Below are 21,497 nucleotides of genomic sequence, written 5' to 3' on the forward strand. Positions count from 1 at the left end.
TCGGCGCAGCTCGATGCCAAGACTATCGGTGCCGGTCACCGCGCGCAGCGAAAGTGTCAGCTGTCGACTTCGGGTTTGTCCCGATCGTCCGGCGCGTTGTCGGAGTCGCCCTTCATCGCCAGGCCGAAGGAAATCCCGATCGCGACGCCGATCCCCGCACCGATGGCGAGGTTGCCGAGCGCGGTTCCCACGGCCACGCCGATCGCCAACCCGATTGCCAGCCCGGCTCCCATACCGCCACTCAGGGGACCATTGCGCTTCGCAGGACCGACCATGCCCCCGATGCTACGTCCCGGCCTCGCGAGCGCTGATCGAGGTGGGTCGCGACGCGGAACCGAAGCGATGACGAACCCGGTCGAATGCTCACCGAGCGGCCGAATCGGCGGTGAACCGGCGGCGGTAGGCGGTGGGTGTGGTTCCGAATGCGGCCGTGAAGTTCTGCCGGAAGGTGACCGCACTGCCGAAACCGCAGGCCGCGGCGAGGCTTTCGATTCCCCAGTCGGTGGTTTCGAGGAGCGCCCGCGCTTCGTCGAGGCGGCGTTCCAGGATCCAGCGGGCCGGTGTCGTGCCGGTGGTCTGCTGGAAATGCCGGACGAAGCTGCGCCGGCTCATACGCGCCTGTTCGGCCAGCATATCGACGGTGAGCGGCTGGTCCAGCCGGGCCAGGGCCCAGTCCAGCACCTCCCCCAGCGCGCTGCCGGTGGCGGGGCGCGCGAGGGGTCGTTCGATGTACTGTGCCTGCCCGCCTTCCCGGTGTGGTGCGACGACCAGCGACCGCGCCACGCTGGTCGCGGCGGCGGCGCCGAGATGTGTGCGGACCAGGTGCAGGCAGGCGTCGAGCGCCGCCGCTGTACCTGCGGAGGTGAGGACATCACCGTGATCGATGTAGAGCACCGAGGTATCCACCCGCACCCCGGGGCGGCGCTCGGCCAGCAGCGACATCGCCGTCCAATGGGTGACGGCCGCGCGCCCGTCGAGCAGGCCCGCGTCGGCGAGCGGGAACGCTCCCAGGCACAGACCGGCGATCGTCGCACCGCGTCCGTGCGCCGCGGCGAGCTGTTCGCGCAGTTCGGGACCGGTCGTCGTAATCGGTAGTGACCAGGACGGAACGATCACGATATCGGCGTCGTCGACGATCTCCGGACCGGCGATATCACCGATCGGGTATCCCTCGGCCGTCCGGATCGACCCACCGTCCGACGACCACAGCCGGGTTTCCCAGTCGGTGGCGAGCCCGAGCCGGGTGACCTCGCCGAACACCATCAGCGGCACGGCCAGGTGGAACATGGTGATTTCGTCGAAGGTGAAGACGGCGATTCGCATACGGGCTCCCATAGTGGCCTGATCTCATCGAAAGTATGCATTCGTGCCACTCACACATTCGCGCCGGGGGGCGAACAATCGAACAGGACGCCCTCCCGGCGCACGATCCCGATCTTCCGAGGAGCAGAACCCCATGTCGACACCCCGCCGCGCCCTCATCGTTGTCGATGTCCAGCAGGAATACTTCGCGGGACCGCTCGAGGTCCAGTTCCCGCCGCGCACCGAATCGCTCGCCAATATCGTCGGCGCGATGGATGCCGCCCGCGCCCAGGACATCCCCGTGATCATCGTTCAGCACCGGAGCCCCAGCGGTTCACCCGTTTTCGTCGAAGGGACGCCGGGCTGGGCCCTGCACCCCGATATCGAGGAACGCTCCGCCACGGCGAGCAAACATCTGCACAAGGACTACAGCAGCGTCTTCGCCGGCACCGACCTCGTGGAATGGCTGCGCGCCCGCGAGATCGACACCGTCACGATCGTCGGCTATATGACCAACAACTGCGATCTCGGCACCGCGGTGGAAGCGGAGGGGCACGGCTTCACCGCGGAGATCCTCTCGGACGCCACGGGCGCCGTGCACCTCGCCAACGAGGCCGGGCGGGTTTCGGCGGAAGTTGTGCACTCGACGCTGATGGTGCTGCTGCAATCGAACTACGCGGCAGTCGCCACGACGGCCGAATGGATCGAAACCCTGCGCTCCGGAACACCTTTGACCAAGAGCAACTTGGTCGCTTCGGCAATAGCAGGCAGCGCGGCCGTCGCACCCGTACCCAGTTCCTGACCGTCTCGGACCGGACGCCCGGCATCGATATGACTTACTGCCGATCCACCCGGTTCGACTCCGCCTCCGCGCGCTGCGATCGCCACGCGCGGAGGCGACGGCAAGCCTGCGCCGGCCACCTATCCCGTGATCCGCTGCCGACCCCACCACCGCGGGGGAACACTCAAACGAGGACGACCCGGCGCCCACGAGTGTGACCTGCCCTGCTGTCGATATGGGCCGAGGCGGCGTCGGCGAGCGAGTAGGACTTCTCGATCGGGATGTGCAGCTTGCCCCAGGCGATGAGACTCGCGGCTTCGGCGAGCGCATCGAACAGATTCCCGGCCTCACCGGAAAATCGGACTCCGAAGTCCGCCGCACCGAATTCGGCGATGGAGATCACCTTCTGCGGGTCCCCGGCCAGTTCGACGAGGTCGGCGAGCACGCCCGAGCCGGCCAGATCCAGAGCGGCGTCGACCGGGCCGTGCTGTCGCACCCGTTCGACCCAACCCGCGCCATAGGTCGTGGCGACGGCACCCAGGCTGCGCAGATAGTCCTGATTCGCGGCCCCGGCCGTGCCGATCACCCTGATCCCGCGTTCGCGGGCGATCTGCAGGACTGCCGATCCGACTCCCCCGGACGCACCGCTGACCAGCAGTGTTTGCCCACGCTGCACGCCGACCTCCCGGAGGATGCGCAGCGCGGTCTCCACAACCGAGGGGTAGCCGGCCGCCTCTTCGAACGACAACCTGTCGGGCATTCGGGCCCACGCCGACAGCACAGCGAATTCGGCATATGTATCGGCACCTTCGCCGAATACGTGGTCACCTACTTCGACTCCTTCGACGCCCTCCCCGACCTCGTCGACCACCCCCGCGGCGTCCAACCCGACCCCCGCAGGCAGTTCGGCCGGACGGGTCTGCCGGAACTGACCTTCCCGTATCCGCCAATCGATGGGATTCACGCCTGCCGCCCGCACGGCGACGCGTATCCGGCCCGGGCCCGCATGGGGTTCCTCGGCATCGACGAGTTGCAGGACATCCGGGCCGCCGAACTCGGCGAAGCTCACCTTCTTCATACCGCCGACATTAACACTAACGGTTAGTGTTTTGTAACCGTTGCACTTTTGTCCTTGATAGTGTTAGCGGATGACCGAGCCGCCCGGGCGTCGCGAGCGTAAGAAGGCCGCGACCCGCCAGAAGATCGCCGACACCGCCCTACGGCTCTTCCGAGAACGCGGATACGACGAGGTAGGCATCCGCGATATCGCCGCCGAGGCCGACGTCGCCGTCACCACACTGTTCTCCCATTTCGCCTCGAAGGAGGCCCTGGTGTTCGACCAGGACCGAGACTTCGAGCAGCGCCTCACCCGAGCAGTCACCGATCGCGCCCCCCACGAACCGCTCATCCCGGCACTTCGCCACCAAATCCGCGCCCTCGTACGACATTGCACAGCCGACGGCACCGCCCCGTTCTGGCTCATGATCGACGAGACACCCGCCCTGCGGAAGTACGAGAGCTCGATGCGGCTACGCCATGCGGAATCGCTGGCCACAGCCATCGCCGCCGACCCCGACCTGGCCCAAACCCCCACGGCCGCCCGCACAATCGCCAGGTTCGTAATCGACGCCTTCTCCCTGGCCCGCGAAGCCCCCGACCCCGACGCCGCGGTGGACGAGATATTCCGGATGATCGAGGCAGCCTGGGAGGTAACGCGCCCCTCTGATGAAGTCATTCGGCCACGCGAGATGCAGAAGCAGTGACGGGCACCCCATCCCTCCGCCCGCTGGACCTGGAAATATACCTACTTGCGGCAATGCGTCGATGCGAAGAGCACCGCAACAGGCGAAGCTCGATCGAATCGGAATCGACCTGACTGCCGCCGCAGCTATCGCCGACGGAGGCACCGCGTCCCGACGTGTCCTCGCCGGCCGGTCTCGAACCATGGAGTGTCTGCATCCAGGACCTGGCCGACAACTTCCCGACCCTCCGGTGCACCGACGGGTTCCCACCGTGGGAAGAGTTCGTTTTCGAGGACTCGGCGGGCGTGTCGTACGGAGCGGACTTCAGCTTCGGCCTTATTCAGAAGATCGATATCATGCCGACCGAAGAGCATTGCTGAGCGTGGTTGTCGTTGCTTGGCGGTCAATCGTCGGCAGCGACTATCAGCTGGACGATGCGTTCAGTTCGGTCGATCGTCACGATCTCATGGAACTCGGTGTGGATGAATCCGTAATCTACGACCGTCGAGGGATCGAGCCTCCGAAGGAGAAAGAGGCTATCCGCCGCGCCGACTGGTTCGAACACCAACCGATTCACCGCCTCCCACAATGATTCCGGGACCACACCGCAGTTGTTCACCCACGCCGTCACCAGATCTACGACAGACTCGGAGAAGACCTGGGTGTAGGAGTCCGGTGAGATATGCTCGCGAAAGTACGGACCCTGCACCACACCCGCGGGCTCCACACCGGCCCCGATATAACCGTCCCTGAACTGCTCGGCACCAATGAGCAATCGAAGCAGTTCCTTGTCGTCCCGAACTGCGTCGATTCGGAAAACCTTGATATCGACCCACTGATAACAGTGGCTGCCGCCTGGACCGAATTCGAAATCCCGAAAATTCAGGAGCGAACCGTCCAGGTATCGAAACTCTTCCGCCACAACCCCCGCTTTGACCCATCGGTCGCCGATCACTCGACGAGGCCTCTACCACCGGCACCGCCGGTATACTCGGCTCGGCCAATTCAGCCATCACCTTCGAGTAGACGGGCAGCCTCCTTGGGGTCCATCAGGTTCGACCAAACCTGCTCGGCGGGCAGAAGCTCACGCTCTGGCAGACCGGTTTCCGGAAACCAGGCATCGGCATCACAACCAGGAACCCGTTCCAGGATTACTGCGGTGAGGTTGGGGGGCACCGATCCGGTAATACGCACGGCGACATAGGTTTCATGGCCTTCATCGGCCCGAACCTGCACACCGAGGCGAAACCCGGCGCGGTCTACCGCATGCTCATGTCCATCACACAGTGAGCCGACGACCAGATCGCGAATGACCTTTCCGAGGTGCCGGACGAATCGGGTGGAGGCTTCGAGCCGGTAGCGGTAGTGATCATCCTGGTCGGGCAGCAAATGTTGACTATGAGTGTTGCTCCGTAGTGGCCGATCATTTTCGGCGTTGTATCGTTGCCGGGCCTGACGGCATTCGGCGTAGAGCGCGGCATAGAAATCGTCCATCGAACCGTCTTCGCGGATGCCTGCAGCTACGAGCCACGACGGCACCTGAGCCTCGGGCTGGTCAAGGTAGACCGCGCCACGCCATCGGTTGATCTTCACCTTGAACAGCACAGTGTCGTCGATGGAGCGGATTCGCTCGCGCAGCGTGTCAGGATCGGCGAACTGACCGGCTGTTTTCACCAGGAGCGGGTGATCGATGGCATCCAGCGGGACGGTGGCGTCAGGAATGGGGAGGCGCAGATCCTCTCGAAGGCAGCGCAGGGTCGGCCGGACGGTCACCGCCTCAGGTCTCCCAATCTCCGACACCACCCAGTTCTTCGATCTTCTCGGGCGACAGTCCGGTCAGAAGTGCCACACTCGCAGTGAGTGAACCGTCGAGCGTTTTCATCGATTCGACCATGCCACGTCGGATCTCTTCGCGTTTCTGATCGAGGTAGGTGCGGGTGGCCTCGGCCACGAACTCTTTCTTCGTAACGCCCAGGAAGTGCGCAGCCTGGGTGATCAGTTCATCGGTCGCAGGGTCGACCTTCAACGGCGCTTGGCGCCTCGAGGGGCCGGGGGGCGGGCTTGTCATAGTTACACCTCCTGAACCGACCATAGTACCCAAGTACCCCATGGTGCCACACCTGCGCGTGGATCTGCCGCTGGTATGCGCGTGGTACTGCCGCTCCACCGTGGCGTGTATTCGCCGACATACTGCGCGCGAAATTGCCTCACGACCGCCCACGGACTGCCTGGTTCTTCGGATAGGTGTGTCGCAGTAGGCCCGACCTCAATACACCGGATCTCCGCCCGCTCCGGGAGCCGTACCACCCACTCACGCTATCGAGACCCTGGCACCCTCAGTTCGAGGGAGGACGCGACACCGCGCTCGTCGAATCCGATCGTGCCGGCGAGTACCGGCGAGTCGACGATCAGCTCACTGTCGTCGGATGAGAACGCCGGATTCAGCCCCCGAAGCGACAGGTAGCTGTTGAGCGCGCGGCGCTGGTCGTACAGCGCCAGGCCGGACAGCCCCTCGGTCAGCGTCCGCATGATCCGCGGACCCTCGGCCGGCGGGAGCTGGAAATCGGGATGCTCTACGAGGAATGCCGCACGGGTGCCGTCGTCACCGGCCGGGCCCTGATAGCCGGTCCAGCGGCCGGTGACGGCCTTGGCCGCTTCGGTCAGCACGGCCGCGACCTGGTACGACTCGGGCTGGTCGAAGGGAAGGCTGTCGAAGGGGAGTTCCGGGGCGGACAGTTCGGTGATCTCGTGCTCTACGCCGAAATCCCGGACCGATGCCGCGAGGGCGGCCACGGATTCCGGGAACCCGGACCGATTCGCCCACGACCACAGCCACGACCCCGGGCCGGGCGCCGCGGTCCCGAGAAAGTGGAAGTCGGTGCATTCGATGCTGCCGTGTTCGGTGTCGAACGTGAAAACCCTGGTCTGCAGGTTCACCTGCCACGAATGCTCACCGAGCACATCGGCCAGATGCAGCTGGTGTTCGAGGGAGAGGAAGGCGGCGTCGTCCAGGAGGTTCACGAAGGCAGGTGTAGGGCGCACCTCGAGCAGCCTAGTTGTTGCGGGGTCATGAGGCCGGTGACGCTGAAAGGGTGAGCTGACGGGCATCCGCCACCGCATCTCGACCGAGCCACAGATTTGATGGATTCGAAACCGGGAATCCGGCCTACCCGCTTTAAGGTTGATATCGGCCTACCCACTTCAGGGAGATGGTTGGCATGGCAAATTCGGTCATGGACGACTACGTCAGTCAGTTACGCGTAGCGCTACATCAGGTCCGCGATTGGCCCTACCCCGATCAGATAGATCACGAACTCTTCCGCGCATTCATGAAAACCCCGCACGATGTGGGCGGTGAACCCGACGCACCTGCTGTCTTCGAGGACAAAGAGGAGGAGGTCTGGGAGCTCAATACGTTCGTCACCTGCGAAGTGCTCGGCTGGCGAGGTATCTGGACCTCCGAGGAACGCCGGCGGATCGGGAACGTCGATATCGGGCGGACACAATATCTCGGGTTTCCGTATTACGGCCGCTGGGTGCTCGCCATGGCCCGCTGTCTCATCGACAAACGGCATATCACACTGCGTGAACTGCTCGAACGCACCGAGGAGGTCCGGGAGCGGTACGCAGGCCGGCCCGGCCCGTTGGAAGCTACGCCCCGGAGCACCGGGGATGGCACCGACGTGGCCCGCAACGTTCATCACCGGGACGCGGTCGGTCTCGGCGACCCCCAATGTTTCGCCGGGCAGGCGGGCACTCCCCGGTTCGAAGTCGGTGATCGGGTTTCGGTGCGTAAACTTCCGACAATCTTCTACACCCGCACCCAGGAGTATCTGCGCGGCAAAACGGGCACCGTCGTCAAGGTGTCGTACGAAAGTCCGATACCGGAGGATGAGGCATTCGACCGCGAGGATCAGCGGCCCGAATGGTTCTACATCGTGCAGTTCGATATGACCGACCTGTGGGACCCGTATCGAGGGTGCGCCGGCGATACTTTGCAAGCGGAAATATCGGAACCCTGGCTTCAGCCGATCTCGTAGACCCCGTGGTACCTCCATGAAAGGAACACGATGAGCGGGATGTCGAACGAAGAGGAAGAAGATGCAGCTCCTCGGCACGCGGCGCCGATGGTCGAGGAGGTCACCGATTTCGAGGTGCTCGAAATCGCGCTACGCGAGCTGGCGATCGAGAAGGGATTGTTCACCGCCGAGGATCACCGCCGGTACACGGAGTATTTCGAGCAACTGGGCCCGGCGCCGGGTGCTCGGTTCGTCGCCAAGGCGTGGTCGGACCCCGATTTCAAGCGGCTCGCGCTGGAAGACGCCGTCACCGCCTGCCATGAGGTCGGCATCGACTGGCTGAAACCGACCGGGTTCGGGACGCCCAGCGATTTCACCGCGCTCCATATCCTCGAGGACACCCCGACGCTGCATCACGTGATCTGTTGCAGCCTGTGCTCCTGCTATCCCCGCCCACTGCTCGGAAATTCGCCCGAGTGGTATCGGACGCCGAACTATCGCCGCCGGCTCGTCCGCTGGCCGCGTCAGGTTCTCGCCGAGTTCGGCCTCTATCTCACCGAGGACGTCCGGATCCGAGTCGAGGATTCCAATTCCAAGCACCGGTTCATGGTGTTACCGGTGCGGCCGGACGGTACGCAGGGCTGGAACGAGGAGCAGCTCACGCAGATCGTGACGCGTGATTGCCTGATCGGGGTCGCCCTGCCGAAGCCCGGAAGAACCGCAGATATGGATCGCCCGGTACATCCCGCGGTCCACCCGGCACAGAACTACTGACCGACCGGAGGACAACAGATGCCAGTGGAGCAGGATGTCACGCGGATCCGAGTTCGGCTGCTGGAGCAAATGATCACCCGGGGGCAGGTGTGGTCACGGATGGCCGATAAGTACGGTGTCGAGAACCCCTCTCCGCCTTGGAAATCGAGCCTGGACGGCGTGTGCGACGCCCTCGATCGGGAAGGAACCGCACTACCGCTGCTCGCTCGGCGTGACGAGGAGGATCGTCTCACCGGGAAGGTGTACCCGGCGCTCCCCTTCCCGGAGAACCAGCTCGTCGCGCTGGCACATTCGTTGATCGCCAGGAAGGTCATCGACGAAGCCGAGCTGGCCGAGCATATCGCGGAGGTCCGGGCCAGACTGGAAGCGGACGGCACCACCCGGTCCGGCTCCTGAACCGGACACTCGACGCTCACGGCTGGTCGCTCACGGGTCGGCCCCGAACGATTCCCACATCGGCCATGGGACTCATTTGCCTGTGATCGCATGGTGAATGATCTGTGCCATGGCCTTCTGTGTTTCTGTCGTGGCGATGCCCTCGGTCTCCATTCCCTTCTGATGTGCCGCGACGTGGGCGAGCATCGACACCAGTACTGCCCCGATGGCTCGCGGCTCGGCCGAGGCCGCTTCACCGCGGCATACGGCGGTGGCGTTGGTGAGTTCGTCGGTGACCTCGCTGAGAAAACGGAGACGCAATTCGTAGAAGCGTCGATCGCCTTCAGCGAGGAAAAGGTCCAGCACCCGGAGAATCGCCATATGCTCTCCCCAGAACGACAGGAACTCTGACGCGAGTGCCTCGGAACCGGCATACGCCGACGGCCCACTCCAGTCGGTTTCCCGGACGATCGTAGTCAGGCGTCCCCCCTCGGCGGTGACGATCCTGACCAGTTCGAGTGCGGCTGAGGCGATATCGGGGAAATATTGGTAGAACGTCGCGGTACTGGTCTGTGCCTCATTGGCGATATCCGCCACGGTGATCTCATGGTACGTACGCACCTGAAGTAATGCGGATGTCGACTCCAGCAACTTGGTGCGCGTGGCCAGTCCTCGAGCCTGAGGTACGCGACCATCGCTGGCCTTGATGTGTTGGGTATCGAGGCCAGAGGTTTCCGGCGACATACTGAAATACTCCTTTTGGATCGATCGTCCTACGCGTGCACGACATCAAGTGGGTGGATTTTCACATAGCCGGAACCTGGGCAGCGTGGCACCGTCATCGGGCTGTTCCTCGAAGAACACCTCGACACGCATGCCGATCTGTGCGCGTGCGGTGTCCTCGGCAGGCAGATCGCTGACCATTCGAACTCCCTCATCGAGTTCGATGGTGGCACAGACATACGGCACATGATCCGCCCAGGCGGGGTGGAAGGCCCGATGGGTGACAGTGAGGGTGAAGATCGTGCCGCGACCGCTGACCGGGGTCCATTGCCAATCCGCACTACGACAGTCCGGGCACAGCACACGAGGGTAGTGACGATAGACACCGCAGGCGCAACATCGCTGTACCACCAGTTCGTGACGGCGCGCGGCCTCCCAGAAGCCGCGAGTCAGCGATGTGGGCTCCGGTGCCGGACGCGGAATCATGAGGCACGCCGCAAGGATAGGACGGCCCCGTCGAAGAAGTTGCCCTCGTTAACCACCAGGATGTTCTCGCATCCGGTAACTTGCCGGGCCGGCTCCACTTCGTCCCGGAGTTGGCGCACAGCCTCGATAATGTGGTTCATACCCGATACGTGTGCCTCCGAGAGCGCACCTCCATGGGGGTTGACGGGAGTGCGTCCACCCAGGCGGATATGGCCTTCCTCTACATAGGGTCCACCTTCGCCCATGCCCACCACGCCCAGCGCCTCCAGTGCGGCGATGACATACCAGGTGAATCCCTCGTGGATTATCAGACAATCTGCATCCATCAGGTGGATACCGGCCATCCTCAGCGCGCGGCGCGCCGCTACCCCTATCGCGGGCACACCGGCAATATGCGGCTTCTGCGTGATCGATGTCGGCGAATCACTATGGGATATACCCACTCCCGAAATCAGCACGGGCGGTTTCCGGAGATCACGGCCGCGCTCGGCACTGACGACAACGAGCGCTCCTGCCCCGTCGGATTCCAGTGAACAGTCGAACAAGCGGAACGGTGAGGTGATCATCCTCGAATTCTGGTGATCGGCCAGTGTCATGGGCTTGCCGTACATGAGCGCACGCTCGTTCAAGTTGGCATTCGCGCGGCTGTTCACGGCCACGTGGCCGAGTTGTTCACTGGTTGTGCCGTATTCGTACATATGGCGCTGCGCCGCTTGCGCAAACCATTGCGCAGCACCGATGTTTCCGAGTGGAAACTCGAACTCACGGACGGTCGCCATGGACGCCGCTGTGACAGCCTTGCCGGTCGATACCCGTTCACCGGAATATCCACGTCGACCGGCCGGTATCAGGACACATGAGGCCACGCCCGTGGTGATCGCCATACAAGCGTTCTGCACCGAGGCGATCAGGCTTGCACCGCCGAGCTGGACCGAGGTGCTGAACGCCAGGTCCTGCAAACCGAGATTGACGATGAAGTCTTCCACCGTGCCTCGGGCAAGTGAACTGGGAATGACTGCGTCCACGTCGTTCACCGTCAGACCGGCGTCGTCCAGCGCGCGCCGGCAGGCCTCCAGATGCAGTTCGAGCGTGGACTTGTCTGTACCTCGCGTGAACGCAGTTTGCCCGATACCGGCGATTGCACAATGATCGGTCAGGCGCATCACGGCACCTGCGTATCGGGAACGTCGGCCGCCGGAGTCGTCAGCCGCACCAGGGCATCGAGCCCGATGGCCCCGTCGGCACGGACGAGCAGGGGATTGATGTCCAGTTCCGCGATCTCGCCGGTCGCTGCGAGTTCGGCGATGCGCAAAAGGGTATCGACCACCGCAGTCCTGTCGACAGGCTGTGCGCCACGCCAGCCGTCGAGCAGCGGAGAGATCCGCAGGCTTGCCAGCATTCTCTCCGCGCGCGAACGGGTGAGGGGCAGAACGGAGCGAGCCACATCGCGATACATCTCGGCGGCGACCCCGCCCGCACCGATGAGGACCACCGGGCCGAGCACCGGGTCGACGCTGATCCCGGCCAGCAGTTCGATCCCTTCCGAGACATGCTCGGCGATCAGGAACCCCTCGGCACCACGTGATCGCATATCCGCGGCGGCCGAACTCACGGCTTCGGGGCCGTCGAGCCCCGTTCGAACAAACCCGTGCTCGCTCTTGTGCGCGGGGCCACGGCCCTTCAACACCACCGGATACCCGATCTCGTCGGCGGCTGCACAGGCATCCGCAACGGTTTCGGCCGTCCGATGAGCGGCGAACTCGAAACCACGATCCTCCAGCCAGCGGGTCGACCGGCTCTCATCCAACGGGGCGCCCGGCTGTGCGGGACCGGGCGGATCGGGCAATCCTCGCGCGAGCCGAACAACTTCGCGGAGCTCCGGATCTCGGGCCGGATGCTGGAGCAACGCCCGCGCTGCGCCGACAGCATTGCGGACATTCCGGAAGACCGGCAGGCCGGCGGCCCAGAGCTCCCGATACACCGGATGGTCGACAGATGGCCCGTTCCAGATCGGCAGGATCGGCTTCTTCGCGGTACGCGCGAACTCGACGAGAGCGGCGCCGACAGCTTCGGTGAGCCCGCCTCCCGGCGCTGGAACGGGGCACAGCATCACACCGATGGCCTCGTCGCGCACACACAACTCCAAGATCCGAGCCCCATGGCCGGCAAGCACAGCCACGCCGCCATTGTCCACAGGGTTCGTAATGTTCAACTCCGCGGGAATCACCTCGCGCAACAGGGATTGCGTCGCGGGCGCGAGCGATGGAAGCGACAAACCGCCGACCGTGGCGAGGTCCCCGACGTGCGCGGCAGAGCCGCCGGATACGCTGCACACCACGACACCGTCCGAGGTGGGCAGCGGACAGCGGGCAAGCGCCGCACCGATTTCGACGAGCTCGTCGAAATCGTCGACGCGCACGATACCGAACTGCTCGAAGAAGGCGTCCCACACTTCGTCGGTTCCGACCAGATGCCCGGTGTGGGACTGGGCCATCGCACGGCCCACCTCACTGCGCCCGACCTTCACCACAACGATCGGTGTCGTATTCTCGATCGCGGCCACCGCGGCTTCCCGTAAGCGCTTGCCCGAGGTGAACCCTTCGATGTATGCACTGATGACGGCCGTATCGGCATCCTTCGCCAGGAACTCGATGAAGTCCGCCGCAGCCAGGTCGGCCTCGTTCCCTGTCGGTGCCCAATAGCTCAACGCGACGCCGAGCTCCTGCGCCTGAGTCAGGGGCCGGCCCTGAGCGCCGCTCTGTGAAATCACACCGATCCGCCGCCCGGGCAGCTCGTCGAGCGGATCCCACGCGTTCGCATTGGTATTGGGCCCGATCAGCCGGGCGCCCGCCCTGTGCACCGCCCGGACCAGAGACCTCTCCCGTTCGATGCCTGCGTCCGTGCCGAGTTCGGAATAGCCGTTCGCGAATACCAGGAAGAAGCCCACGTCGAGCCCCGCGTCTCTTGCGGAGTCGACCACAGCCTCGGCGTCTCGTACCAGGATCAGGACAACATCGATCGGTCCCGGTAGTGCGGCGAGGTCTGCCACAGCCGGAATATCGAAGACTTCATCCTTGGTGGGATTCACCGGATAGAAAGCCGCGCCTATTCGGTTGGCATGCGCCAACGCACGGCTGGTGACGCTTTCCAGACCCGCGCGGGTGTCATGGGCTCCTACCACTGCAATGGAACGCGGCCGATAGAAGGTCCGAAGATTCAATGGATCCGAAGAGGCGATATTCGGTTCCCGCACCGAACGCGTGGGCTCCGTTGTCGACCCAGTATTCGCCATTTAGCACTCCTTGGTGATGGCACTGTCAGATACCGCGTGGCGGCGGAGGACTATCACGTCAACTGGCGGGCTTCCCCACTGCCTCTTCGTAGTACGAGCGGTCCACGACCTCGGACTCCGGCAGGATCTGTTTTCCCTTGAATACACCGGTCTTCTGAAAACTCTCCTGCAGGCGGTCCGAAGTTCCGCCGCGGATTTCCCAGTCGAATATCAGAGAGGGAGTTTCGGTGAGAATGTCCACCGGCAGTTCGATCGCCGCGGCCAGCTTCGCCGCCGATTCCGGATCGGCCTTGTAGTCGCCGGTCAGATACGTGTTGACGGTGCGCACGAGAGCCCTGACGAAGGCGACACCTGCATCACCTTTCTCTTTGAGCATGTTCGGCCCGAAGATGATCCCGCCGAACGGCTCCGCAGGTGGCTGGCCGACCGCAAACGTGTAACCCTTCTGGCCGCTGATACGGGTCCAGTAGGGATCGCTGAGCCACGCCGCGGGTATCGCACCGTTCTCCAACGAGGTAACCAGGTCCGCCGCAGGCAACGATTGGAACTTCACTTCGTCGATATCGACACCCGCTTCGGCGAATCCCTGTGTGAGCGGATACATGGTGACGCTGCCCGAGCCCACGATCGCGCCGATGTTCTTACCTGTGAGGTCGGATATCTTCCCCGGGCGCCCGTCCACGTCTCGAATCCATAGTCCGGCCTTGGAGTCATCGGCCGAAAAGTAGTTCCCCAGGACCCATCGGAGGTCGATACCGGCTGTCAACCCGTTGAAGAATGCCGAATCCGGTGCACCGACAGAGATATCGGTCTTCCCCGAGGCCAGGAGATTGATACTGTCCGCCGCGGGGACCTGCGTGAGTTCGACCTCCAGGTTCTCTTTTTCGAACTCACCGTTCGCTATCGCGAGACGGACGTTGGCCATGAACTCACTCTTCAGCGTCGAGGACGTCACCAACAGCTTGGTCTTGCTCGGTAGCGGCCGCGGCTGGGGAGAATTCGCCTCGCACCGCGCTGGGTCCCTGTCCGGTGAGCGGTCGGCGGGATCGGTCCAACCGCCCGCACAACCGTCGACGGGAAGGCCCGCCGGCGCTCTGGTGGCTATCGGGCCCGAAGCTCGGGATGCATCCATTTCACCACTCCCGCAGGCCGAGAGGGCCAACGTGAGCACTGCGGCGAAGGCGATCCCCAGTGACGTACGTGTTCTTCTCATGCTGTCCTCAGCATTCTTCCAGGGGGATGAGATACGCCGTCAGGCGTTCGTGGCAGCGCCGTCGTGCGGCGCCCATTTCGTCAGCCGCCGGCCGATGAATCGGACGATCTCGGTGAAGATGACGCCACCGATGGCGACGGCGACGATGCCGACGAACATTTGTCCGTTGAGAAACAGGGCACGAGAGTTGAATATCAGATATCCGAGCCCGTCCGTTCCCACGATGAATTCGGCAGCGACGATGACCAGGAAAGCTATCCCGGCACCCACTCGCATTGCGACGAATATTTGCGGCAGCGAAGCGGGCATCAGTACGTGCCGGAACATATCCCAACGGTTCGCCCCGAAGCACTGCGCAGCCTCGCGGTAACCCTCGGGAACCGAGATGACGGCCGACATGGTGGAGATCCAGACAAAGAAGAAAACAGTCGTGGCAACCAGTGCTATTTTCGGCCCCTCGCCCAGCCCGAAGATATTCAGCAATATCGGCAGCAAAGCGAGTTTCGGTACAACATACAGCGCATCGAGCGTCGATTCGAGCATCTTTCGAATCCACCGGATGGACCCCATGACGAGGCCGACAACAATTCCGGCGGCCGCGCCGATGACGAATCCGTAGAAGACCCGCATGGTTGTCACCCGGACATCGGGCCAGAGGGTTCCATTTCTTACGAGTTCCCAGCCGTCTCGGATGATATCCGTAGGCGACGGGTAGAGGCGGCTGTCTATCCAGCCCACAGTGCTGGCCAACTGCCATAGCGCGAGCAGCAGCACCGGGAAGCCGATTGCCAGCGTCGCATCGATACCTCGGCGGCGTCGAATGGCGCCGGCGGAGTTTATTTCCGCTCGGCCGGGCACTCGCTCCAACACTCGATCGGTGGACACCTCGGAGATATACGACATCTCAATTTCTCCTACCAGCGGAACTCTTCCCCGCTTCGACCTCATCGCGGAGCAACTCCCACAGCTCTGCCTTGAACACCGCGAACTCTGGGGACTCGCGCACGGCGGCGGACCGGGGCCGCGGGTACGGAGAGCGTCGCTCTGCCAGGATCTGCCCTGGTCGTGCGCTCATCACCACGACCCTGTCGCCGAGGATGATGGCCTCCTCGAGGCTGTGCGTGACGAAAAGAACGGTGCGGCGCTCGGCTTGACACAGTTCGAGCAGTTCTTCCTGCAAGATCGTGCGGAGTTGGGCATCCAGCGCGGCGAAGGGTTCATCCATCAACAGGATTTCCGGTTCGGCCGCGAGGGCACGAGCGATCGAAACCCGCTGGCGCATCCCGCCGGAGAGCTGCGCCGGATAAACATCGGCGAACTCGGCCAGTCTCATCTTCTCCAGCCATGAACGCGCGCGTCTACGGCCCTCCGATTTACGTACTCCCTGGATGTCGAGGCCGAATCGAACATTCGCCTCGACCGTCTTCCACGGGTAGATTCCGTAATCCTGGAATATCATGGATGCCGGGTTAGCCGATTTCGCAGCCACGGTGACTTTCCCCTTGGACGGTGGCAGCAGTCCGGCCACTATCCTCAGGAAAGTGGATTTACCACAGCCCGAAGGACCGACGATACAAACGAATTCGCCCTCATCGATACTGATATCCATCGGACCCAGCGCGTGGACACCACTGTCGCCCGACCCGAAAGACCGTTCGACACCATTCGCGACTATCTTCGGAGGGGAAATACTGGAGGCGGAGCTGATACGTTCCTGTTCTCGGGTTCCCGAATCGACAGAGCTGTTCGAAGTCATTGTTATACCTTCAACATGAATTGGGTGAGCCGTGCTCGACGGAACTCGGTATCACCCGGCGATCCACGACCGATTCGATGGCAGGGACTCGGTCGCGCGAGGTTCAGCGCTCCAATCAATAGCTGTGTCGATTCCGGAGTTCGGCATCCGGCGCCTATCCGGGGGTGACGCGGCGGTGGGTGATTCTCCAGCCGTCGTCGCCGCGGGAGAGCGTGTCGGAGTACCGCACGATCAGTTCCGGTATCGGTGTGGCGTGGGTGTTTCGGTAGAACTGCACATAGCTCACCGCATGCGCCTGCGAGTGGTCGATGGACACGGTGAGCGTGGTGATCACATGACGTGTGTGTGACCCCGGTCCACTGATACCCGTTCTGCGCCGCTCAGCTGCGGCGGCGACCACCTCGGCAATGCCGGCTTGCCGCACGTCGGCGGTCTCCCAGACCACATCCTCGCTGTAGAAGTTCCGATAGTCCTCGGGGTGGCCCTCGTCGGCGCAGAGGGCGCAACGGCCGAGGAGGTCGCGGACCTCCAGCTCCGCCACCATCGAATCCGGGCGCGCGATCGTCATGACTGGTCTGTCCTTCCCGCTGAGGCTCGTGGTGTCGCAACAGCAACTCTGGGTTCGGTGCGCCGTAGATCGTTGTGCGACCGACTTGGCGCCGCAGCCGATCTCGTATCCTGGATCACTCCACCCATTGCTCGGTGCGATCCTCTCTCCTCGGCTGCCGGCCGGTCCGGAACGGGGAAAGGGGGGCATCGACCAGGAGATACCGGTTGAAGCCGGTGGTCAGCTCGTTGCTCTGCGCCCGCCAGGCCGAGAGGGCGGGATCTGTGCGCAGGGCTTTCTCCAGTTCGGCCCATTGGGTCCATGTCGGTATGGCCCAGAGCAGGAAGGCCTCACTGTCGTTGGTCATCAACGTTTCCCAGGCTCCGGCGAGCTGCCACCCGAAGCGCTCGTAGAGTGGTGCGGCGATCTCGCGAACTTTGAGCAGGTATTCACCGGCCTTGCCGGGGGCGACGTGCACCTCCTCCTGGGCGTAGACATCGCCGGTCACGCCGGCGGCGCAGAGATCCGCGGAGGTGGGGGTCCAGGGTGCGGGAAGCAGGAGGCGATCGCGGCCACCCGAACGAAACTGCGCTGCGGTGGCCCACCATTTTGCGAGCTTCGGATCTTGCAGCGTCTCGTGTTGCAGCTCGTGCCGAAACGATTGGGCGAGTCCGGCAAGCCCTTCTTCTTCCCAAATATTCACCACCTGCGGCCAATACCCGCTGCTCCCCACCACTCCCCAGATTCCGTAGCAGCTCTGGTTACGCTCTTCCTGTCCGATGGGACTGAAATTCGCGGCCATATGGTACATGTATTTGTCTCGGTTGTGGCCGATTATGTCGATATACTCATGGATATAGATCTTGTCGTTCATCTGAACCTTCCGAATGCGACCGTCCTGATAGCTGATCGACCCCATTCGATCCAGAACTGGATGGCGATATAGTTACAGCATCCGGCACGGCCGGAGCGGGAGGTGGTCCGGATTCAGAAGTTCGCCACTTCGATCAGACCCGATCCAGGCTCAACATCCGGATGGCATTACCGCGAAGTATTTTATATTTCTCGTCGTCATTCAAGCCGAGCAGATGCTTCTCGGCAATCTTTTCCGACTCCGGCCACGTGGAATCGGTATGCGGGTAGTCGGTCTCGAACGTGATGTTATCTATTCCTATCACGTTTCTCGAGGCGATACCGTGATAATCCTTGAAAAAGCAGCCGAACACGTTACGGCGAAAATATTCCGACGGCGGTTCCGGAGTGATACCGTCACGGCCCACCCATGCCCTGTGCTCTTCCCAGACGGTGTCTGCGCGCTCGAGGAGATACGGCAACCAGCCGATCTGCCCCTCGGAATAAGCAATTTTCAGGTCGGGAAACTGGACGAGTTTTCCAGAGAACAGCCAGTCGGCCAGCGATGTCATGGAGTTGTTGAAGGAGAGCGTGGCAGCGACGCCGTCCGGCGCGTCTGCCGAGGTCGCAGGCATCCTCGACGAGGATCCGATATGCATGTTGATCGTGGTGGCCGTCTCTTCACAGGCCCGGAAGAACGGGTCCCAGAACCCACTGTGGATACTGGGCAGCCCCAGATGCGGCGGAATTTCGCTGAAACAGACGGCATGGACGCCTCGTTCGGCATTTCGCCGGACTTCGGCGGCAGCCAATTCGGCATCCCACAGTGGCACAATAATCAGCGGAATCAGCACCCCATTGCTGTCACCACACCACTCCTCGACCATGTAGTTGTTGTACGCCTTGATGCATTCCAGCCCCAACTCCCTATCCGAGTTCTCGGTGAATGTCTGTCCACAGAACCGGGGAAAGGTGGGGAACGAGAGCGATCCGTCGACGTGATTCGCGAGCATATCTTTAGCTCGCTCGATCGGGTCGTAGCATCCGGGGCGCATCTCGTCATACGTCATCGGGGTCATCGTCATTTCCTCGCGGCTGAACCCGACTCCCGCGACGTGACGTTTATGAATATATACGAGATCTTCGAATACCCAGCAGTCTGCCTTCGGCCCGTCCGGGTCGAATGTCTGCTCGTATCGTCCACCTCCGACATGCCGGATTTCGCCGATTCCACGACGCTCGACACGAGGCCCGTGCTCGCGATATTTCTGCGGCAGCCAGTTCTGCCATAAATGTGCGGGCTCGACGATGTGATCGTCGACGCTGATGATTTTCGGGAGGCCTGACATATGAGTTCCGTACCTCTCTGAACACAATCTGACTGTTCGTCAGATTGCAGTTTGGCACAGTGCCAGATGTGTGTCTAGTCTCAATTTTTCGTCAGTCCCGCGTTCCGGGATGGCCGACATGGGATTCGGTGTCTCGACCAGCAAGCCGACACCCCCGCGCCGAGTTCGTGACACCGCAGTTGTGACAGATCATGACGGCGAGCTCTGCGTCCAGGTCGGCAAACCCGAGGGCGCCCCCGGCGCCGGGGTGCCAGGAAGGTCTCGATGCGATCGGCGGGCATCAGACGCCCGCCGTCGAGCTCGCCCCTCTGGGCGTACAGCGCCCAGAGACGCGCAGCCGCCCGTGCGGTCACCCATGCCCCGCTCGGGTCGATCCGATCCCGGTACTCGGCCGTGTTGATCTCATGGTCAGCAGTGACAGTGAATTCCCCGCTGAGGATTTCGCTGTTCCACCTGCACGTGAAGGGCAGTCGCCGTCGACACCTTCCCTGCGGATGCCACCCAGAAGATTGTGCCGGAATCGACTTCACGCCCGTCCTCCGATGCCTGTCCGGCGCTGATACCGACGACCAGCTCACCCCGGTGGCACGCCGCGACCTGCAGGCCCACCTCGCCGCGCGAGAGTGCTCGGTCGATCGCGTTCTCTATGCTGTATCGGCGAAAACTGACGTCACGATCTGTCTTGACAATCGTCGGGGCAGTAACGAACCGCGGGTCCGGCTATTCGTATCACGATAGGCGCTTCTGCCGAATTCGTTGTGCTGCCCCTATATTGCCGGTGTCATGCACCGGGCGCGGGGCGCGACGGCTTGCTTTTCTCGGAGTTTCCGGCCTGGGGTCGGGCGATGTCCGGTGTGGTGTCGGCGGGAAGTGGTTCGCGGTGGTCGGCGCGCAGGCCGTCGAGGGAGATGCGCAGCAGTCGGTGCCACATGTGCGGGCGGCACTCGTCGGTGACCTGGACGGCGTGGCCCAGCGAGACCAGCAGGAGCAGCAGGTCGTCGACGGTCACTCCGGGGCGCAGCAGGCTCGAGGCGCGTTCGCACAGTTGCGCAAGGACCAGGCGAAGTTGCCCGAGACCGTCGGGGTCGGGCGTCGGCATGGTCAACGCGAAGTGCTCCATGATCGCGCGGTGGTGTGCGTAGCCGGTCAGGGCCTGCTGATAGAAGTCGATCAATGCGGCCCAGGGGTCCTCGGCGTCGGCAGCCGCCGCACGCGCGGATTCCGCCCACCTCGTGAAGTCCCTGCGCAGGACCGTCTGCACGAGATCTTCCTTCGTCGGGAAGTGCCGGTACAGCGTGCCCATGCCCACCTCGCTGCGGCGGGCGATCTCACGGACATCGACCGCGGTGCCCTGCTCGGCCAGCACGGCCGAGGCGGCCTCGATGATCGCGGCGCGGTTGCGGATCGCATCCGCCCGGGGCGCACGGCGCCGACTGACACGTTCCGGTTCGGCTACTGCCATGCCGCCCAGTATATGCCCTTATACGGAGCATGCGCTCCGCTTTGTGTTAACTTAGAGGAGCAAATGCTCCGGATAGTGAAAAGGGATGCCGTGTCCGATCCGTCCACGACCGCCGCCGCCCACGAGGCCGAGAACCCCGACATCAACAGCTGGAACGCCCGGATCATCGCCGAGGTCCGGGCGAACGCCGGATATGCGGCATGGAGCAGCGAGGCGGAATTCGCTGCAGGCCGACCCGTCCCACCCCGCATCCCTGGCTCCGGCGAGGGCATGCCGCTCATCCTGGTACACCACATCGGGGCCAAGACCGGTCGTGCACGGATCAGCCCCTTGTTCTATCTACCGGTCGGCGACAACTGGGCCGTCTTCGGCACCCATGGCGGCAGCCCGCACCATCCGGCGTGGTATCGCAATCTCATGGCGAACCCGCGGGTCACCGTCGAGGCGGGCAGGGAAACAGTGCCGGCCGTGGCCCGGCTCGCGGAAGGCGCGGAGCGCGAGCGGATCTGGGCCGAAGAGATAGCGCTCGTCCCGAAGTTCGCCGAGTTCGAAGCAGCCGCCGGCCGGCAGATTCCGGTCGTCGTGCTGGAGCGAGCCCCGGAGAACGAAGTGCATGAGTAGACCGAAATCAGCGGCCCGTTCGCATCCTCGAGCCGACGCTCGGGATCGGCACGAGCGCCCGTGCGGCTGACACGCCCGGCCAATGAAACACGCTCTTCAGTGACGTCAGATTTCGCCGATTCCACTGGATCTCAGCTTCGCCACCCGGCATCAGAACACACCGACAAACGACGACCGAATTCACCACCCTAGCCAAGACACCA

Annotated in this window: 25 protein-coding genes; 6 read left to right on the forward strand and 19 right to left on the reverse strand. The window is 63.3% G+C overall.

All coding sequences use genetic code 11. From position 1 onward, the window contains the following. Positions 1-56 precede the first annotated feature (56 nt). Complete coding sequence (locus tag ON22_RS35780) at positions 57-275, reverse strand: glycine zipper domain-containing protein (protein ID WP_081595683.1); 219 nt, start codon at positions 273-275, stop codon at positions 57-59. Positions 276-363: 88 nt separating this feature from the next. Next, positions 364-1,323 (reverse strand): GlxA family transcriptional regulator, encoded by a 960-nt coding sequence (locus ON22_RS18815; protein WP_033241213.1) that lies wholly within the window; start codon positions 1,321-1,323, stop codon positions 364-366. Between the two features lie 133 nt (positions 1,324-1,456). Between ON22_RS18815 and ON22_RS18820 the strand changes: the two genes are divergently transcribed. Continuing rightward, complete coding sequence (locus ON22_RS18820) at positions 1,457-2,104, forward strand: cysteine hydrolase family protein (RefSeq protein WP_033241212.1); 648 nt, start codon at positions 1,457-1,459, stop codon at positions 2,102-2,104. A gap of 163 nt (positions 2,105-2,267) precedes the next feature. On the opposite strand, the gene ON22_RS18825 is transcribed toward ON22_RS18820, so the two are convergent. After that, the gene (locus ON22_RS18825) at positions 2,268-3,161 is read right to left on the reverse strand and encodes an NADP-dependent oxidoreductase (protein ID WP_033241211.1); all 894 of its coding nucleotides are present in this window, start codon (positions 3,159-3,161) and stop codon (positions 2,268-2,270) included. Between the two features lie 70 nt (positions 3,162-3,231). On the opposite strand from ON22_RS18825, the gene ON22_RS18830 reads away from it, so the two are divergent. Next, a complete protein-coding gene (locus tag ON22_RS18830; protein WP_051157799.1) occupies positions 3,232-3,846 on the forward strand; it encodes a TetR/AcrR family transcriptional regulator in 615 nt (204 codons plus the stop codon). A 382-nt stretch (positions 3,847-4,228) separates the two neighbouring features. Here the strand turns inward: ON22_RS18830 and ON22_RS18840 are convergent, their stop codons facing one another. The 4 genes from ON22_RS18840 to ON22_RS18855 all read right to left on the reverse strand — a co-directional run bounded on the left by ON22_RS18840 (position 4,229) and on the right by ON22_RS18855 (position 6,867). After that, positions 4,229-4,780 (reverse strand): hypothetical protein, encoded by a 552-nt coding sequence (locus ON22_RS18840; protein ID WP_051157800.1) that lies wholly within the window; start codon positions 4,778-4,780, stop codon positions 4,229-4,231. Between the two features lie 50 nt (positions 4,781-4,830). Further along, positions 4,831-5,598, reverse strand: a complete 768-nt coding sequence (locus ON22_RS18845) for a hypothetical protein (RefSeq protein ID WP_033241209.1) — start codon at positions 5,596-5,598, stop codon at positions 4,831-4,833. A 4-nt stretch (positions 5,599-5,602) separates the two neighbouring features. Next, complete coding sequence (locus ON22_RS18850; RefSeq protein ID WP_033241208.1) at positions 5,603-5,893, reverse strand: hypothetical protein; 291 nt, start codon at positions 5,891-5,893, stop codon at positions 5,603-5,605. Between the two features lie 248 nt (positions 5,894-6,141). Then, positions 6,142-6,867 carry a DUF6882 domain-containing protein gene (locus tag ON22_RS18855; RefSeq protein WP_033241207.1) on the reverse strand — a complete coding sequence of 242 codons (726 nt, stop codon included), beginning with the start codon at positions 6,865-6,867 and terminating at the stop codon, positions 6,142-6,144. A gap of 176 nt (positions 6,868-7,043) precedes the next feature. Here ON22_RS18855 and ON22_RS18860 point away from each other — a divergent pair, with 176 nt between their 5' ends. Genes ON22_RS18860 through ON22_RS18870 form a run of 3 tightly spaced genes read left to right on the forward strand, consistent with a single transcriptional unit; the run spans position 7,044 to position 9,014 of the window. Further along, a complete protein-coding gene (locus ON22_RS18860) occupies positions 7,044-7,865 on the forward strand; it encodes an SH3-like domain-containing protein (RefSeq protein ID WP_086007763.1) in 822 nt (273 codons plus the stop codon). A 30-nt stretch (positions 7,866-7,895) separates the two neighbouring features. Beyond that, complete coding sequence (gene scnC, locus ON22_RS18865) at positions 7,896-8,618, forward strand: thiocyanate hydrolase subunit gamma (RefSeq protein ID WP_033241205.1); 723 nt, start codon at positions 7,896-7,898, stop codon at positions 8,616-8,618. Between the two features lie 18 nt (positions 8,619-8,636). After that, a complete protein-coding gene (locus ON22_RS18870) occupies positions 8,637-9,014 on the forward strand; it encodes a hypothetical protein (RefSeq protein ID WP_033241204.1) in 378 nt (125 codons plus the stop codon). A 72-nt stretch (positions 9,015-9,086) separates the two neighbouring features. Here the strand turns inward: ON22_RS18870 and ON22_RS18875 are convergent, their stop codons facing one another. The 12 genes from ON22_RS18875 to ON22_RS18925 all read right to left on the reverse strand — a co-directional run bounded on the left by ON22_RS18875 (position 9,087) and on the right by ON22_RS18925 (position 20,673). Then, positions 9,087-9,737, reverse strand: coding sequence for a TetR family transcriptional regulator (locus ON22_RS18875; RefSeq protein ID WP_051157801.1), 651 nt, complete (start codon positions 9,735-9,737; stop codon positions 9,087-9,089). A gap of 45 nt (positions 9,738-9,782) precedes the next feature. Beyond that, positions 9,783-10,202, reverse strand: coding sequence for a Zn-ribbon domain-containing OB-fold protein (locus ON22_RS18880; RefSeq protein WP_033241203.1), 420 nt, complete (start codon positions 10,200-10,202; stop codon positions 9,783-9,785). After that, a complete protein-coding gene (locus ON22_RS18885; RefSeq protein WP_033241202.1) occupies positions 10,199-11,365 on the reverse strand; it encodes a thiolase C-terminal domain-containing protein in 1,167 nt (388 codons plus the stop codon). The genes ON22_RS18880 and ON22_RS18885 overlap by 4 nt, the downstream gene beginning before the upstream one ends. Next, positions 11,365-13,494, reverse strand: a complete 2,130-nt coding sequence (locus ON22_RS18890) for an acetate--CoA ligase family protein (protein ID WP_063820606.1) — start codon at positions 13,492-13,494, stop codon at positions 11,365-11,367. The genes ON22_RS18885 and ON22_RS18890 overlap by 1 nt, the downstream gene beginning before the upstream one ends. A 58-nt stretch (positions 13,495-13,552) precedes the next feature. Further along, positions 13,553-14,419, reverse strand: a complete 867-nt coding sequence (locus tag ON22_RS18895; RefSeq protein ID WP_051157803.1) for an ABC transporter substrate-binding protein — start codon at positions 14,417-14,419, stop codon at positions 13,553-13,555. A gap of 327 nt (positions 14,420-14,746) precedes the next feature. Then, positions 14,747-15,565, reverse strand: coding sequence for an ABC transporter permease (locus ON22_RS18900; protein ID WP_218000694.1), 819 nt, complete (start codon positions 15,563-15,565; stop codon positions 14,747-14,749). Positions 15,566-15,611: 46 nt separating this feature from the next. Then, entirely contained in the window at positions 15,612-16,316 is a 705-nt protein-coding gene (locus ON22_RS18905; RefSeq protein WP_231507900.1) for an ABC transporter ATP-binding protein, read from the reverse strand. Between the two features lie 301 nt (positions 16,317-16,617). Next, complete coding sequence (locus ON22_RS18910; RefSeq protein WP_033241199.1) at positions 16,618-17,031, reverse strand: nuclear transport factor 2 family protein; 414 nt, start codon at positions 17,029-17,031, stop codon at positions 16,618-16,620. A gap of 115 nt (positions 17,032-17,146) precedes the next feature. Further along, the gene (locus ON22_RS18915) at positions 17,147-17,884 is read right to left on the reverse strand and encodes an NIPSNAP family protein (protein WP_033242130.1); all 738 of its coding nucleotides are present in this window, start codon (positions 17,882-17,884) and stop codon (positions 17,147-17,149) included. A 133-nt stretch (positions 17,885-18,017) separates the two neighbouring features. Next, the gene (locus ON22_RS18920) at positions 18,018-19,211 is read right to left on the reverse strand and encodes an amidohydrolase family protein (protein WP_033241198.1); all 1,194 of its coding nucleotides are present in this window, start codon (positions 19,209-19,211) and stop codon (positions 18,018-18,020) included. 408 nt (positions 19,212-19,619) lie between these two features. Continuing rightward, positions 19,620-19,901, reverse strand: coding sequence for a serine hydrolase (locus tag ON22_RS38565; RefSeq protein ID WP_156052217.1), 282 nt, complete (start codon positions 19,899-19,901; stop codon positions 19,620-19,622). 91 nt (positions 19,902-19,992) lie between these two features. Continuing rightward, positions 19,993-20,673: a TetR/AcrR family transcriptional regulator gene (locus ON22_RS18925; protein ID WP_081595687.1), complete on the reverse strand. Its 681-nt coding sequence runs from the start codon at positions 20,671-20,673 to the stop codon at positions 19,993-19,995. A 75-nt stretch (positions 20,674-20,748) separates the two neighbouring features. On the opposite strand from ON22_RS18925, the gene ON22_RS18930 reads away from it, so the two are divergent. Further along, positions 20,749-21,294: a nitroreductase/quinone reductase family protein gene (locus ON22_RS18930; RefSeq protein WP_231507899.1), complete on the forward strand. Its 546-nt coding sequence runs from the start codon at positions 20,749-20,751 to the stop codon at positions 21,292-21,294. Positions 21,295-21,497: the final 203 nt, after the last annotated feature.

The sequence above is a fragment of the Nocardia carnea NBRC 14403 genome (assembly GCF_000308515.1).
Classification (GTDB): domain Bacteria; phylum Actinomycetota; class Actinomycetes; order Mycobacteriales; family Mycobacteriaceae; genus Nocardia; species Nocardia carnea.

Bases quoted from the DNA above. Each gene is read 5' to 3' on its own strand.
- ON22_RS18850 (WP_033241208.1), bottom strand. From the start codon at position 5,893: ATGACAAGCCCGCCCCCCGGCCCCTCGAGGCGCCAAGCGCCGTTGAAG.
- ON22_RS18885 (WP_033241202.1), bottom strand. From the start codon at position 11,365: ATGCGCCTGACCGATCATTGTGCAATCGCCGGTATCGGGCAAACTGCG.
- ON22_RS18875 (WP_051157801.1), bottom strand. From the start codon at position 9,737: ATGTCGCCGGAAACCTCTGGCCTCGATACCCAACACATCAAGGCCAGC.
- ON22_RS18870 (WP_033241204.1), top strand. From the start codon at position 8,637: ATGCCAGTGGAGCAGGATGTCACGCGGATCCGAGTTCGGCTGCTGGAG.
- ON22_RS18825 (WP_033241211.1), bottom strand. From the start codon at position 3,161: ATGAAGAAGGTGAGCTTCGCCGAGTTCGGCGGCCCGGATGTCCTGCAA.
- ON22_RS18890 (WP_063820606.1), bottom strand. From the start codon at position 13,494: ATGGCGAATACTGGGTCGACAACGGAGCCCACGCGTTCGGTGCGGGAA.
- scnC (WP_033241205.1), top strand. From the start codon at position 7,896: ATGAGCGGGATGTCGAACGAAGAGGAAGAAGATGCAGCTCCTCGGCAC.
- ON22_RS18820 (WP_033241212.1), top strand. From the start codon at position 1,457: ATGTCGACACCCCGCCGCGCCCTCATCGTTGTCGATGTCCAGCAGGAA.
- ON22_RS18905 (WP_231507900.1), bottom strand. From the start codon at position 16,316: ATGGATATCAGTATCGATGAGGGCGAATTCGTTTGTATCGTCGGTCCT.
- ON22_RS18815 (WP_033241213.1), bottom strand. From the start codon at position 1,323: ATGCGAATCGCCGTCTTCACCTTCGACGAAATCACCATGTTCCACCTG.
- ON22_RS18830 (WP_051157799.1), top strand. From the start codon at position 3,232: ATGACCGAGCCGCCCGGGCGTCGCGAGCGTAAGAAGGCCGCGACCCGC.
- ON22_RS35780 (WP_081595683.1), bottom strand. From the start codon at position 275: ATGGTCGGTCCTGCGAAGCGCAATGGTCCCCTGAGTGGCGGTATGGGA.
- ON22_RS18895 (WP_051157803.1), bottom strand. From the start codon at position 14,419: ATGGCCAACGTCCGTCTCGCGATAGCGAACGGTGAGTTCGAAAAAGAG.
- ON22_RS18925 (WP_081595687.1), bottom strand. From the start codon at position 20,673: ATGGCAGTAGCCGAACCGGAACGTGTCAGTCGGCGCCGTGCGCCCCGG.
- ON22_RS18860 (WP_086007763.1), top strand. From the start codon at position 7,044: ATGGCAAATTCGGTCATGGACGACTACGTCAGTCAGTTACGCGTAGCG.
- ON22_RS18915 (WP_033242130.1), bottom strand. From the start codon at position 17,884: ATGAACGACAAGATCTATATCCATGAGTATATCGACATAATCGGCCAC.
- ON22_RS18880 (WP_033241203.1), bottom strand. From the start codon at position 10,202: ATGATTCCGCGTCCGGCACCGGAGCCCACATCGCTGACTCGCGGCTTC.
- ON22_RS18910 (WP_033241199.1), bottom strand. From the start codon at position 17,031: ATGACGATCGCGCGCCCGGATTCGATGGTGGCGGAGCTGGAGGTCCGC.
- ON22_RS18920 (WP_033241198.1), bottom strand. From the start codon at position 19,211: ATGTCAGGCCTCCCGAAAATCATCAGCGTCGACGATCACATCGTCGAG.